The organism is Marinomonas sp. GJ51-14 (assembly GCF_055808695.1).
Genome location: NZ_CM147879.1, coordinates 1,032,991 through 1,045,517, shown reverse-complemented (window position 1 = coordinate 1,045,517; position 12,527 = coordinate 1,032,991). Strand labels below are relative to the sequence as shown.

The 12,527-nt window shown below is 43.0% G+C and carries 14 protein-coding genes; 8 read left to right on the top strand and 6 right to left on the bottom strand.

Going from position 1 to position 12,527, the window contains the following annotated elements; translation table 11 throughout:
* Positions 1–7 precede the first annotated feature (7 nt).
* The 7 genes from AC0L3Y_RS05150 (at position 8) to AC0L3Y_RS05120 (ending at position 7,079) form a co-directional block, all read left to right on the top strand.
* Positions 8–985, top strand: coding sequence for an ABC transporter substrate-binding protein (locus AC0L3Y_RS05150; protein WP_473469566.1), 978 nt, complete (start codon positions 8–10; stop codon positions 983–985).
* A 50-nt stretch (positions 986–1,035) separates the two neighbouring features.
* Positions 1,036–2,718, top strand: coding sequence for an ABC transporter permease (locus tag AC0L3Y_RS05145; RefSeq protein WP_473470591.1), 1,683 nt, complete (start codon positions 1,036–1,038; stop codon positions 2,716–2,718).
* Positions 2,706–3,749, top strand: a complete 1,044-nt coding sequence (locus AC0L3Y_RS05140) for an ABC transporter ATP-binding protein (RefSeq protein WP_317005651.1) — start codon at positions 2,706–2,708, stop codon at positions 3,747–3,749. Before AC0L3Y_RS05145 ends, AC0L3Y_RS05140 begins: the two co-directional genes overlap by 13 nt.
* Positions 3,746–4,831 (top strand): MBL fold metallo-hydrolase, encoded by a 1,086-nt coding sequence (locus tag AC0L3Y_RS05135; protein ID WP_317005652.1) that lies wholly within the window; start codon positions 3,746–3,748, stop codon positions 4,829–4,831. Before AC0L3Y_RS05140 ends, AC0L3Y_RS05135 begins: the two co-directional genes overlap by 4 nt.
* The gene (locus AC0L3Y_RS05130; protein WP_473469562.1) at positions 4,815–5,393 is read left to right on the top strand and encodes a histidine phosphatase family protein; all 579 of its coding nucleotides are present in this window, start codon (positions 4,815–4,817) and stop codon (positions 5,391–5,393) included. Before AC0L3Y_RS05135 ends, AC0L3Y_RS05130 begins: the two co-directional genes overlap by 17 nt.
* Positions 5,390–5,842: a phosphatase domain-containing protein gene (locus AC0L3Y_RS05125; protein ID WP_473469560.1), complete on the top strand. Its 453-nt coding sequence runs from the start codon at positions 5,390–5,392 to the stop codon at positions 5,840–5,842. Before AC0L3Y_RS05130 ends, AC0L3Y_RS05125 begins: the two co-directional genes overlap by 4 nt.
* 76 nt (positions 5,843–5,918) lie before the next feature.
* Positions 5,919–7,079: an aldose 1-epimerase family protein gene (locus AC0L3Y_RS05120; RefSeq protein WP_473469558.1), complete on the top strand. Its 1,161-nt coding sequence runs from the start codon at positions 5,919–5,921 to the stop codon at positions 7,077–7,079.
* Here the strand turns inward: AC0L3Y_RS05120 and AC0L3Y_RS05115 are convergent.
* A complete protein-coding gene (locus AC0L3Y_RS05115) occupies positions 7,048–7,458 on the bottom strand; it encodes a gamma-glutamylcyclotransferase family protein (RefSeq protein ID WP_473469556.1) in 411 nt (136 codons plus the stop codon). The two genes, AC0L3Y_RS05120 and AC0L3Y_RS05115, sit on opposite strands and share 32 nt — an antisense overlap.
* Positions 7,459–7,665: 207 nt before the next feature.
* Positions 7,666–8,721 carry a bifunctional transcriptional activator/DNA repair enzyme AdaA gene (locus AC0L3Y_RS05110; protein ID WP_473469554.1) on the bottom strand — a complete coding sequence of 352 codons (1,056 nt, stop codon included), beginning with the start codon at positions 8,719–8,721 and terminating at the stop codon, positions 7,666–7,668.
* Positions 8,722–8,958: 237 nt separating this feature from the next.
* On the opposite strand from AC0L3Y_RS05110, the gene AC0L3Y_RS05105 reads away from it, so the two are divergent.
* Complete coding sequence (locus AC0L3Y_RS05105; protein WP_473469552.1) at positions 8,959–9,720, top strand: sulfite exporter TauE/SafE family protein; 762 nt, start codon at positions 8,959–8,961, stop codon at positions 9,718–9,720.
* Between the two features lie 155 nt (positions 9,721–9,875).
* Here AC0L3Y_RS05105 and AC0L3Y_RS05100 read toward each other — a convergent pair whose 3' ends face one another.
* The 4 genes from AC0L3Y_RS05100 to dgt (AC0L3Y_RS05085) are packed head-to-tail and all read right to left on the bottom strand — an operon-like array spanning position 9,876 to position 12,414.
* Positions 9,876–10,271: a GFA family protein gene (locus tag AC0L3Y_RS05100; RefSeq protein ID WP_473469550.1), complete on the bottom strand. Its 396-nt coding sequence runs from the start codon at positions 10,269–10,271 to the stop codon at positions 9,876–9,878.
* A gap of 23 nt (positions 10,272–10,294) precedes the next feature.
* Entirely contained in the window at positions 10,295–10,882 is a 588-nt protein-coding gene (locus tag AC0L3Y_RS05095) for a DNA-3-methyladenine glycosylase I (protein WP_473469548.1), read from the bottom strand.
* A 9-nt stretch (positions 10,883–10,891) separates the two neighbouring features.
* Entirely contained in the window at positions 10,892–11,926 is a 1,035-nt protein-coding gene (gene dgt / locus AC0L3Y_RS05090; RefSeq protein WP_473470590.1) for a dGTP triphosphohydrolase, read from the bottom strand.
* A complete protein-coding gene (gene dgt, locus AC0L3Y_RS05085; protein ID WP_473469546.1) occupies positions 11,866–12,414 on the bottom strand; it encodes a dGTP triphosphohydrolase in 549 nt (182 codons plus the stop codon). The genes dgt (AC0L3Y_RS05090) and dgt (AC0L3Y_RS05085) overlap by 61 nt, the downstream gene beginning before the upstream one ends.
* Positions 12,415–12,527 lie beyond the last annotated feature (113 nt).

The window sequence follows — 12,527 nt, the reverse complement described above, 5'->3', positions numbered from 1 at the left end:
TTTCCCAATGACCATGAAGAAGACTTTATTGATATGCGCAGCAGCCCTTGCTTTCCCATTATCTGTGCAAGCTCAAGATGTATTGACTCTGTACACGAGTCAACCAAACAAAGACGCACAAATGACGGTAGATGCTTTTGAGGCAGCTAACCCTAATATTAAAGTTGAGTGGGTTCGTGACGGCACGACTAAATTGATGACCAAACTACGAGCAGAATTGTCTTCTGGTGTTGTGAAGCCTGATGTTCTGCTAATTGCTGACAGTGTTACTATGGAATCTATGGTGTCAGATGGTTATCTGGAAGCATACTTAAGCCCCAATCGAACAAAATATGAAGATAGCTTGTACAGTGACAAAGGCTATTATTATGGAACCAAACTGATTACGACTGGCATTGTTCATCATAAAAATGCACCGCAATCGCCAACGGATTGGTCTGACTTCATAAAACCGGCCTATAAAAATCAAGTAGCAATGCCAAGTCCTCTATATTCTGGTGCCGCTCTAATCCATCTTGCGACGTTAACAGATGAAAAAACGCTAGGTTGGAATTACTACGAGCAATTACATACGAACCAAGTGAAAGCTCAAGGTGGTAACGGCGGTGTACTAAAAGCGGTAGCTTCAGGTACTAAGCCTTATGGCGTCATTGTTGATTTCTTAGCCATTCGAGAAGCGGCTAAAGGCTCACCGATTGAATTTGTTTTCCCTAAAACCGGTGTAAGTATGGTGACTGAGCCCGTTGCCATTATGAAGGGCGCGAAAAATAAAGCTGCCGCAAAACGTTTTGTTGATTTCCTCTTGTCGAAAGAGGGTCAGCAGTTGGTATTGGAGCAAGGCTACTTGCCTGCTCGTGGTGATATTGGTGTACCAACAGGTTTCCCTAAACGTGAGGCAATTCGTTTAATGCCTTTTGATGCAGCGAAAACCCTAGAGAATAATGAGGCAAATAAAGCCCGTTTCAGCAAGATCTTTGAAGGTTAAGCGATATGACCCCTTCTTTGATTAAAGCGCGTTTTATAGATAGACCTTCTATGGATAGCCAGCTTCGCTGGTTATCCATAGGATTGTTCGTCTTAATTGCAGCGTTAAGTGTTGTGCCGAGTTTACGTTTGCTTGTGGAGGCACTAAGTCAGGTTACCTTGTCTGCGTCGTCACCTTTGGCAGAAGTCTTACGTAGTGAACGAACTTGGATTGCGCTAAAAAATAGTTTTTACACTTCAGGTTTAGGTACCTTAATTGCTGTTGTTTTAGGCTGTGGTTTCGGTTTTGTTACCACGTTAACGAATATTCGAGGCCGTGCAGTTTGGGTATTCTGCTTTATGTTGCCTATGATGATTCCGCCCCAAGTAACGGCATTGAGTTGGTTGCAGTTGTTTGGGCCAGCAAGTCCTATCTTAAATACATTTGGTATTGCGCCTGCATTAGGTAGCCCTCAGCCAATGTACTCTGCAGAAGGCATTGCCTTGTTGTTAGGGATTCAAAGTGCACCATTAGTTTATCTTGCTCTTCGAACTCAGCTTATTGCGCTACCACAAGATTTATTGGAAGCAGCACAATTAGCAAAAGCATCTCCGTTTCGTGTTTGGGTTGATATCATCGTCCCCCTTTGTCGTAGTGCTATTGTGGCTGGTGCCGCGTTGGCGTTTGTTTCTTCGTTGGGAAATTTTGGTATTCCCGCCATGCTCGGTATTCCTGCTGGTTACATTGTTTTGCCAACCTTGATTTATCAGCAAATGGCAGGTTTTGGTAACGACATGCTGAGCCAAGTAGCGGGTCTGTCGATGATCATAGCCCTATTAGTATTGGCGGGTATGTTATTACAGCAATGGTTACAACAGCGCAGTCGTTATGCCCTGCTAGGACATACGGCTCGGTCTATTTCTTTCCATCTGAAGCGTTGGCGTTTACCTCTTGAGTTATTGCTTGCCGTGATTCTGTGTTTCATTCTAGTTGCGCCATTATTCGCTTTGATCGTGAGTTCTTTGGTGCCTGCTTTAGGTATGCCTTTAACCCTAGATACACTGACATTCTCCGCTTTTCACGAAATGATTAGTCGTCAGGGAGTAACCAAACGAGCTTTTGAAAACAGTGTGTTTCTTGCCTTTGCAAGTGCTTTTGTCTTGATGATTGTTTCCTTGCCATTAGGTTATCTCTTGATGCGCTTGCCAATGCGTACAAGAGCAGTAATAGCTAGTCTGATCGAAGTGCCTTATGCCATTCCTGGGATTGTTTTAGCGATCGCCTTTATTTTGTTATTTGCCAAACCTCTGCCGTTTATCGAAGTCAGCCTGTACGGCACTTTAGGCATTATTTTCTTAGCCTACCTTTCTTGTTTTTTGAGTGTCTGCTTGAAGCCTGTATTAAGCGCCATGTCGCAACTTGATCCTGCCTTAGAAGAAGCGGCTCAACTCGCCGGTGCACGACCAATTAAGCGACTGATCGATATTATTCTGCCCCTTACTGCGCCGGCCTTTTTTGCTGGTGGTTTATTGGTTTTTCTTATCTCGATAAATGAGCTGACGGTTTCCGCTTTATTGTGGAGTGCAGGAAACGAAACTTTAGGGGTTTTAATTTTTAACCTAGATGAAAGTGGTGACAGTGTGCTTGCTTCTGCCATTGCTGTGCTGGTTGTCATGCTGGTGGCTGGGTTAATGAGTTTACTGAGCTTATTTGCCCCTCGACTGCCAAAAGGAGTTATCCCATGGCACGATTAATATTAGAAAATCTTCATAAGTCATTTAACGGTGAAGCTGTTGTAAATAATCTAAATCTTACAATTGAACCGGGTGAATTTGTTGCATTACTTGGTCCAAGCGGTTGCGGTAAGTCCACTATTCTAAGAATGTTGGCTGGGTTTGAACCTGTTTCTGATGGGCAAATTACTCATGGAGAAATTTGCCTTTCGAGTAACAAGCATCATGTGGCAACGGAAGACAGAAACTTTGGCATGGTCTTTCAATCCTATGCTCTTTGGCCACATATGAGTGTAAAAGACAATGTAGGTTACCCGCTGAAGGTACAAAAGATCAATTTAGTTGAGCGGAACAAACGTATTCAAGAGGCTTTAGAAATTGTCCAGCTTGAGGAATATGCTGATCGATTACCAGCCCAGCTTAGTGGTGGACAACGACAGCGTGTGGCACTTGCCCGTAGTCTGGTTACTGAACCTGATGTGGTGTTGTTTGATGAGCCACTTGCCAATCTAGACCGGCATTTACGTGCAAAAATGGAAGAAACTTTCCGTGCTTTCCATAAACGTACTGGTGCGACTATCGTGTATGTGACCCATGACCAGTCCGAAGCCATGTCACTTGCCGATCGCATTGCCGTATTGAACAAGGGGGAATTAGTGCAATGGGGTACGCCTCAGGCGCTTTATGCCACGCCGAAAAATACTTGGTTAGCAAATTTTATAGGCCGCGGCTCTGTATTGAAGGTGAGTGAAATTGCCCCACAACAATATGTTAATAGCACAGACTTACATGATCTGATCAAAAGATATTCTTCTGAACAGGTTTTTAGTTCAGTGCTTGTTCGTCCTCAAGATATTCGCTTTGTACCTGCTGATGCTTTCTCCATTGTTGTGACAGTAGATAACTGCATCTTTCGTGGAGAGAGATATGATATCGAGTTAACACTGGAAGATGGACAGAAACTGCTTACTTATAGTGATGTGCCTATGACAATCAATAGTCCACATCATATTCGCCTTGAGCAAGCTTGGTCGCTTGAGAGTGAATCATGAAGGTTAGCATTGATATTCTCAGCGGAGCAGGTCGCAAAACAGCGGCTGCAATTTTAGTCACTTATCAAGCTTCCCATGAGTCACGCGAAATACGTCTTTTATTAGATGCGGGTGGCGCATTAGAAGTGGGTGAAGACAAAGGCTGGAATCAGCCGAAAAACCTAGACGCAATTTTAATATCTCATGATCATCAAGATCACATGGGAGGTTTACTTGATGTTGATGGCAACGTCCCCGTTTATGCCACTCAAGAGGTACAAAAATTATTACCAACACATCTTAACCTTCAAACGTTACCTGTTGGTGGCATGACCTTAATTGAAGGTATTGAAGTGACCACAGGATCTGCAGGGCATTCTTTTGGTGGTGTGTGGTTACATTTAAATATTGGGGAAGGTATTTACTACAGTGGAGATTTTAGCTTGGAGTCAACCTTATACCCTTTCACAATGCCACCGAAAGCAAAAATCGCTCTACTTGATGCGTCTTATGGCTTATATGACAACAGCTTAGAGGAAGGTAAGCAGTCACTACTGAGTTTTTTAAAGGAAGAAAAATCCTTGGTCATGCCAGTTCCCCAAACTGGGCGAGCGTTAGAGATAGCTTGTTGGTTAACGTCTTTAGACTTTCATGATTGGACTTTGGGTGAAGATTGTTTGTCAGCAGAAACGGCCTTGGCGTCACCAATGGAAGGAATATGTGCTGACACTAGACCCGTATTAGAGCGCCTTAAAGGCAGACAGTTTGACCTCAATACGAAAGTTATCTTATGTGGTGACCCTGATGGTGTTAGTGGTATAGCTGCAGATTTACTACTTCAACCAGAAACCTATTTGCCCGTTTATACAGGCCACCTTCCTGAGCATGCTCGACAAGCGGTCAGTGAAGATAAGGCGCACTTTGTACGTTGGAATGTACATCCACGTAAACAAGACTTAAAACGCCTTATTAATCATTTGGGCTGTGATACGTGCGTTCCTCTTTTTCATGGCATGAAAGACCTACAAGAGTGGCAAACAGCGCTTGGTCCAAGTGTCACGTCACAAACTTATATTGAGAAAACGTATGACATTAATTCGTAAACCATTCGTGTTTGCCCGCCATGCCCAAAGCACATTCAATGCAGCTCATCTTATTGGTGGTTTCACAGACAGCCCACTGAGTGAGCAGGGCATTGAACAGGCAAAAAGTGCAGAGTCGATTCTAGGAGATGTTTTAAATAACGATTTACACCGCAATAAATGGAGTGTTGTAGCGACTAGCACTTTGCAACGAACTCAGAGAACCGCTTTCTATGCGGTACCTAATCAGATGATAACCCCTTATGAACAGCTTAAAGAGCGGGATTGGGGAGATTTAGAAGGTTGCCCGATAGAGCAACAGTTGCCTTATGAGGTGACACCACCGAATGGTGAGTCTTGGGACGATTTTGAGACCCGAATCATCAGTGCACTAAACGATATTTTAGAACAATATCCGCAACCGCTCATTATTGCTCATTCAGGCGTTTACCGAGTGTTGAATAATGTGATTAACGGTACCCCTTATTGCCCAAGAATTGGCAATGTCTCACCTATATCTTTCATACCCAACCAAGATGATGGTGGTTGGAAAATAACTCCCCTTAAAGGAAATTCAATATGACCAAACACGCCGTTATTGTTGACTTAGATGGCACACTTGCAGAATTCGACCACACTCAAGTTGCCCATTGGGTACTAGGTGCAGAGAAGCATTGGGATCCGTTTTTCGAACATATGAAAAATGCCCCTGTGATCGAAAACATACTGCGTTTAGTCACTATTTTAAAGCTGCAAGGCCAATCTATTTTGATTTGTAGCGGTCGTCCTGAATCCCATAAACAGCATTCTATAGAGTGGATGCAACAGTATAACGTGCCTTTCGATGGCGTTTACCTACGCCCTGAAAATGCGGATGAAGTGCCAGATGAAGAGGTGAAAAAAGAACTTCTACAGAAAATTCATGATGATGGCTTTTTACCTTGGCTTGTATTAGATGATCGAGACGCAGTGGTTGCAGGATGGCGTAAATTAGGACTGACATGTTTGCAGTGCGCACCGGGGGATTTTTAACCCGAATGGTTTTTACTATATAGCCATTAACCTAATCTCAAGTTAGCATGGAGCAACTTTTATTTGGAGAAGCTCCATGTTCCAACTTGTATTGCTTAGTAGCCAACAACATGTCGATGTCGCTAATTTATCTCTTTCTGCTGAATTAATGGGTTTACCTAAAGAGATTCCAATTCGTGTCCAGCAAACGTGTCTAATTGGCGGTAAGCAAGCTGGTTCTCGTTTGATTACCTTGGTTGTAGGTGATTCTGTTGTACGTATTGTACCAACGCGAGGAATGGCTGTGTTGGATGTGGTGCGGCATGATGTTCACTTTGGTTGGGATTCCCCTGTTAAAGACATTGTTCATCCGAATTTTATCAACCAAGAAGCGTCTAGTGGTACAGGGTGGTTAGATGGCTTTAATGAAATGGTTGTTCGTTGTGGTTATCAATGGACTGGGCACCCAGGACAAGATGGCGATGAGTTTCTAACTTTACATGGCCGTATCCAAAATACACCAGCAGATGAAGTCATTCTAGAAGTAGAGCAAACTCCGCCTTACCGCGTTACATTACGTGGTCGAGTTGATGAAAAACGTTTCAAGTCTACAAACTTTGAATTACAAACTACCTTGTCACTGACTCCAGACAACCCTTATCTCACAATCGAAGATATTCTGACGAATAAAGGCAGTTATCCGCGAGAATACCAAGCTATCTATCACAATAATTTCGCTCAGCCGATTCTCGAAAGTGGTTCGAAATTGCACGTGCCTGTGGCAGAGTTGTCTCCTTTTAATGATTATGCTGCTGGTGGCTTGCATGACTGGAACTCAATGCCAGAGCCAACTAAAGACTTTGATGAAATGGTTTTCAATGTTCGCCCTATCACTGATGCAGAAGGTTTTTCACATGCTTTGTTACATAATGAAAGGGCAAATAAAGGTATTGAGGTAAGTTATCAGACAGAGACCTTGCCAGTGCTTAGTGTTTGGAAAAATACAGACACACTGGAGCAAGGTTACGTAGTAGGAATCGAGCCAGGAACGAGCTTCGCCTACAATCGCTCTTATCAAAGGAGTTTAAACTTAGTGCCTGTGATAGCAGCGGGAGAATCAAAACATTTTGTTGTACGGTTTGGTTTTTTAACAAGTGAAGCACAAGTAAAGTCCAGTGTGACAAGGATTGCTAATTTACAAAGCTCTCAAACGCCTCAGGTTTCGCCTACACCGCTTGTGCTTCTTGAAAATACATAGCATTACGACTGAAACGTTCCCAGTCGCCAGCTTCCATATAAGGCGCACTGCTTAATGGTTGATTGTATATATAAATCCAACCTCGGCCATAGGGTGAAAATACACGCTTGCGAAGAAATAACGAGGTTTTTATGGATTCTGGGTTGAAGCCTTCAAGGCGATCGAGTTCTTCCAAAATTTCGTCGGACACATCGTACCACTCCACACGGATTCGTCCGCTTTCGTCATGGGTAGGAATAATGCCGGGGAAGTCGCCTAAGTTGTACATGCGAAATCCTGTTAACCAACCTAACCCAATACGTTTACATCCAGCGATTAACTTATGATTGTTTAAACCCTCGCGAAGGGTTCCATAGACAGCAACAATGTTAGTAGTCATGGGTGAATTCCATCTTTATGCATTCAATAAAGTGCACAAGATGGCCTTGCTGAAGCGTCATTTCAAGCCCATAAGGCCGAATCAATAAGTAAATTACAGAGCCCTGACACATCCTTTATACATTCAATAGATTGCTTGTTCAGGGATACATTTTGTAACCTGTTTTTCTGACGTTTTTTTTGCTCAAAATCGTACTTCTTAATTCGGTCACGAAGCGTGAGCCGCTTCATGATCCAATAACCAGCGTTTGCGCTCTAATCCGCCAGCGTATCCCGTTAAACTACCGTCTTTTCCAATGACTCTATGACAAGGAATAATGATGGCAATACGGTTCATGCCATTGGCTCTTGCCACCGCGCGAACGGCTTTCGGGTTGTTCAATCGAGTGGCTTGTTCTTGGTAGCTTGCGGTAGTAGCAAAAGGAATATCACATAAAGCTTTCCAAACAGAGTTTTGGAAGTCTGTTCCCGGTGTATGAAGTTTCACCGTGAAGTCTTTTCGTTGGCCGAGGAAATACTCGTCTAGCTCTTTTTTCAGCTGCTTAGTGTGGATATTTTCGCCTGCCACGATAGGCGCTTTTAGACGACGCTGTAGGTCTTCGAATTCTGTTTCAAGCATACGGCGATCTACAAACTCTAAAAGGCAAATTCCGTCGTCTGAGGCGCATACAAACATGGGGCCAATAGGCGTGGTGAGTCTATCGATTAAAATCACTGGGTTCTCCAAATTTAGCGTGGGCGAATGGCCCAACAGCTTTTTAAAAGTGTAACCGAAACCACTCAAAGAGTCGTAGCCTGAATCTAACGCTGTGTTGGTCGCTGTTTTACCATTTTTTAATTCTTGGAAAGCATAATTGATGCGGTACATACGCTGGAAGGTTTGAAACGTCATGCCGTAATGCTGGTTAAACCAACGTCGTAAAAAAATAGGACGAATGCCTGCTTCAACAAGTTGCTCATCGGTGATTTTTGCTTTGGTGCAATCTCGCACAAGATCCATCGCGACTTGTACTTCATGGGGTGCTTCATGGGCATTTTCGGTAGGTCGACAAACTTTGCAAGGACGAAAACCCGCGTCCATCGCATCTTTAAAGTGAGTATAAAACAACACATTTTCACGTTTGGGTTTGCGGGCACGACAGGTAGCGATACAAAAAATCGACGTGGTTGTCACGCCCACAAAAAACACACCAACATAACTCGATGTACGGTTTATCAACGCCTGATAATAATCATCAGTTAATTTTTCATCAGTGATTAACATAGACATACTCGTTAGCATTTTCTCTGTGTTATGGAATACAACACCCAATAATCTAAGGTTAAGCCATTAGGCTAAAAAACGACAACCGAAAACTGGACGAGTATTTTTATGAGGCATTTTATTAAAAGCGTATCGTGGCGGCAGAAATAATCTTTTGTTTGTCTGTGGATTTTTACTTATCATTCGCCCTCTTTGGATTTTCTTCTGACTCGTATTTAGCTGTTTAAGGGCGATGTTATGGATTACAGTTTATTTACTGTGGCTTTGTTGATGGGCACAGGGTTTGTTGCCGGTATTATTAACACTTTAGCTGGTGGTGGTTCTAACTTAACCTTGCCTGCTTTGATGGTAATGGGAATGCCAGCAGACATAGCTAACGCCACAAACCGTGTTGGTGTCTTTCTGCAAAACGTCACGGCAACCTTTGGCTTCCGCAAAGCCAAAAAACTGGATACCGTTGACATCATGCCAGTGATGATTCCTTCATTAGCGGGGGGCGTTGTTGGGGCTTTCGCTGCTAGTTATGCACCAGAAGCTTGGCTGAAACCATTATTGCTGAGCGCGATGATAGGTATGACGCTCATCATGATTATTCGTCCTGCCATGATTGCACCGCCAGAAGGTACGATTCCATTTAAAGTAAGAGAAAAACCGAGTGCATGGATCGCTTTATTTATCGCCGGTGTTTACGGTGGTTTTGTGCAAGCGGGCGTTGGGTTCATTTTGATTGCGGCGCTAGCAGGAACATTGCGTTATGACTTAGTGCGTACTAACGCGTTAAAAATGGTCTGTACACTCGGCTTTACCGCATTAGCGCTTGGCGTCTTTATTTGGAACGATCAAATTCTGTGGATTCCCGGATTGATCCTCGCGTCTGGCACCATGTTAGGCTCATATCTTGCCGTAAAAATGGCGATCAAAGCCAATCCGAATCACCTTAAATGGTTCCTCTTCATCATGACGGTATGCGGCAGTGCGGCGGCTTTGTTAAGTGATTAATATTTACTTCAGTAATCAATGTTCATTGTTTCAATGACTTTAATATTGAAGAAATTCCAGTCCGAGTAGATTGTTTAGTGGTGATAGGGCGATATACCTTCATTAATTAAAAGTGCTTAAATTACTGGGTTTTAAGCACAGAACATGGATCTTGTTTATCTATCTGCTGGGTGATTAACGCCATCGCTGACGACGACCTCGCCAAGATCAAATGGATTGACTCCTTCCAAACACCCAATATTGTAACCATATATATTTGGTGAAGATCGGCGTTGGTGATGAGTATAAATACCGCAGTTCGAGCAAAAGTAGTGTTTCGCAATCTTGGTGTTAAATTGGTAAAGTTTTAAAACATCATGACCTTTGACTACACGTAGGTTCTTTAATTCGATTGAACCAACGATCGCACCTTTACGGCGACAAAGAGAACAATCACAACGTCTCGGGTCGACAATGCCTTCTGGTAAAGTTAGTTCTAATTCCACTGATCCACAGTGACAAGTCGCTTTGTGCTTGAGTTGAATATCTGTATTGCCGACTTTTTTAATCATGGTTTCTTCCTCTTATTTTTGCTTTAAGGTCTTTGAAATTCCTTTCTCGCTGTGTCTATTTTTTTTCGCATAAAACAATGCTCGGCGTGGTCATTGATAAGCCCCATGGATTGCATGAAGGCGTAAAGTGTCGTTGGGCCAACGAAAGTCCAGCCGAGCTTCTTCAAGTCTTTAGATAAGGCGATAGATTCTTTACATGTGGTTTGTGTTTCTGGTGGTGGCAAGGTGTTTTCATCTGGTTCGTAGCGCCATAGAAACGCCGCAAGAGAGCCTTCTTTGGCAATCATTTCTTGCGCCCGTTTTGCATTGTTTATTACTGCGTAAATTTTGCGTATATTACGGACAATTCTCGCGTCATTAAGTAATATCTCTATATTTTTGTCATTGAACTGAGCAACTTTATTGATATCAAATTGATGAAAGGCAAGACGAAAGTTTTCTCGTTTGGTGAGTATGGTTCGCCAGCTCAAGCCAGATTGGAAGGTTTCCAAGCAGAGCTTTTCAAACAAGCGCTGATCATCAGCAACAGGAAAGCCCCATTCATGATCATGGTAATGGGGAAAGTCCGGAGCGGAATCCGCCCATGCGCAGCGTTTCTTTGAGTCAGTCACATTATTTTCCTAATTCTCGATGACGTGTAAGGCGCGGTATTCGTCGTAGGCGAATTGGTCCGTCATGCCGCTGATGTAATCTTGAATTAGGCGGCAACGGAAGTAAAACTCCCACGCATTGTCAGATAAGCTATGCAGTTCGGTACCTTCAAAATGTTGTTTGAATGATATTAGGTTTTTTAAGGCGGTTTTGTACGCTGCGACGTATTTGCTCGATAACTTGTTACTCAGGCGTGTTTGGTAAAGGTGCGTTTTGTCTTCTCCATTGATAATGGCTGTGAAGGTTTGACTGTCTAACGCTAAGAGAGGTTTGTAGATATCTAATAGCCCAGTAATGATTCGATAACCTTGCAGCTCTTGTTTTTGAACTTCAGGTGCACAGAACACATGATTAAAGGCCACAGATTTTAGCGTTTCTAGGAGCGCATGAGTGCCGCTAAAATCTTCCACTAATGCTTGGTTGTAATGGCCATGGAAAACCGCATCTATGTTGTCGATGAATTGCTTGCTGGCATGGCTCACCGCACGAGTGTTTATTGCTACGCGAAACGGTACAAAAAAATCGCCTTCTATGTTGGTCACTTTATAGCGGCGTATATTATCTTCTATTAGTTTCCCCATTAAATTCTGTTCACTTTCTTTAATATCGAACTCGCTGCTATCGACAATTTCATTGTAGGTTTCTTTGAGTTTGTCGAGCAATTCGTCAAACTTTAAAATGCCCTTTTCTATGGCGTCTTCGATGTCGGCGATGCAGTAAGAGATATCGTCTGCGGCTTCCATGACGTAAGTAAAAGGGGAGCGGCAACCTTCTTGAATATTCAGTGTTGAGTTGATGGTATTGATAATAGGTGTTTCGCTGAGGTAGTAACCGGCTTTCTTTTTAAGGTAGCTTTTCGGATCCTCGTCTTCTTTCTTTGGTTTCGCTTGGTCGGCTCGGCGCGTGTATTTGATGATGCCAGACATTTGCGTGTAAGTGAGATTTAAGGTTTGCAAGGTATGTACGATTCGTAGCGCTTGTGCATTGCCTTCAAAGTTACAGATATCGGTGATGATAGGTTGAAGTGCTTGTGTTGTGTCTGAAAGGTCTGTTTTTTTCTTTTATCTTCTAACAGAGAAGGAATGTGATCACTGAACCATTGATTGATAGCGCCTTCACCAAAATGACCAAAGGATGGGTTGCCAACGTCGTGCATCAAACAGGACATTTCAACGATGGATTCAAACTGGCGATCTAAATCAGTTAGACCATACATTGCTCGTTTTTCTGGGTTGAGATTCTTAAATATTTGTTGGCTGATGAAACGACCCACTTGCTGTACTTCCATGGAGTGGGTAAGTCGGCTGCGTACCGCGGCGTTGCGCTCCAGAGGAAATACTTGGGTTTTTTGTTGTAAACGACGAATGGCGGCAGAGTTAATAATGCGACCACGATCACTTTCAAAAATTGAAAGGTCTTGGTTGTGCTCATCAAAATTTAGTCTGTTGAATGAACGGTGTGGGCGAATTTTATTTTTAAAGTCAATCGTCATTTTTTAGCGTCCTTAACCCTAATCGTGTGTACTCATTGATAGTACCGATATTTCCATAACAAAGTCATGTTTAATCGATTGTTGTCAGTCAGTAGAGAATGCCTGACTTTTCA

Bases quoted from the DNA above. Each gene is read 5' to 3' on its own strand.
- AC0L3Y_RS05150 (WP_473469566.1), top strand. From the start codon at position 8: ATGACCATGAAGAAGACTTTATTGATATGCGCAGCAGCCCTTGCTTTC.
- AC0L3Y_RS05145 (WP_473470591.1), top strand. From the start codon at position 1,036: ATGGATAGCCAGCTTCGCTGGTTATCCATAGGATTGTTCGTCTTAATT.
- AC0L3Y_RS05140 (WP_317005651.1), top strand. From the start codon at position 2,706: ATGGCACGATTAATATTAGAAAATCTTCATAAGTCATTTAACGGTGAA.
- AC0L3Y_RS05135 (WP_317005652.1), top strand. From the start codon at position 3,746: ATGAAGGTTAGCATTGATATTCTCAGCGGAGCAGGTCGCAAAACAGCG.
- AC0L3Y_RS05130 (WP_473469562.1), top strand. From the start codon at position 4,815: ATGACATTAATTCGTAAACCATTCGTGTTTGCCCGCCATGCCCAAAGC.
- AC0L3Y_RS05125 (WP_473469560.1), top strand. From the start codon at position 5,390: ATGACCAAACACGCCGTTATTGTTGACTTAGATGGCACACTTGCAGAA.
- AC0L3Y_RS05120 (WP_473469558.1), top strand. From the start codon at position 5,919: ATGTTCCAACTTGTATTGCTTAGTAGCCAACAACATGTCGATGTCGCT.
- AC0L3Y_RS05115 (WP_473469556.1), bottom strand. From the start codon at position 7,458: ATGACTACTAACATTGTTGCTGTCTATGGAACCCTTCGCGAGGGTTTA.
- AC0L3Y_RS05110 (WP_473469554.1), bottom strand. From the start codon at position 8,721: ATGTTAATCACTGATGAAAAATTAACTGATGATTATTATCAGGCGTTG.
- AC0L3Y_RS05105 (WP_473469552.1), top strand. From the start codon at position 8,959: ATGGATTACAGTTTATTTACTGTGGCTTTGTTGATGGGCACAGGGTTT.
- AC0L3Y_RS05100 (WP_473469550.1), bottom strand. From the start codon at position 10,271: ATGATTAAAAAAGTCGGCAATACAGATATTCAACTCAAGCACAAAGCG.
- dgt (WP_473469546.1), bottom strand. From the start codon at position 12,414: ATGACGATTGACTTTAAAAATAAAATTCGCCCACACCGTTCATTCAAC.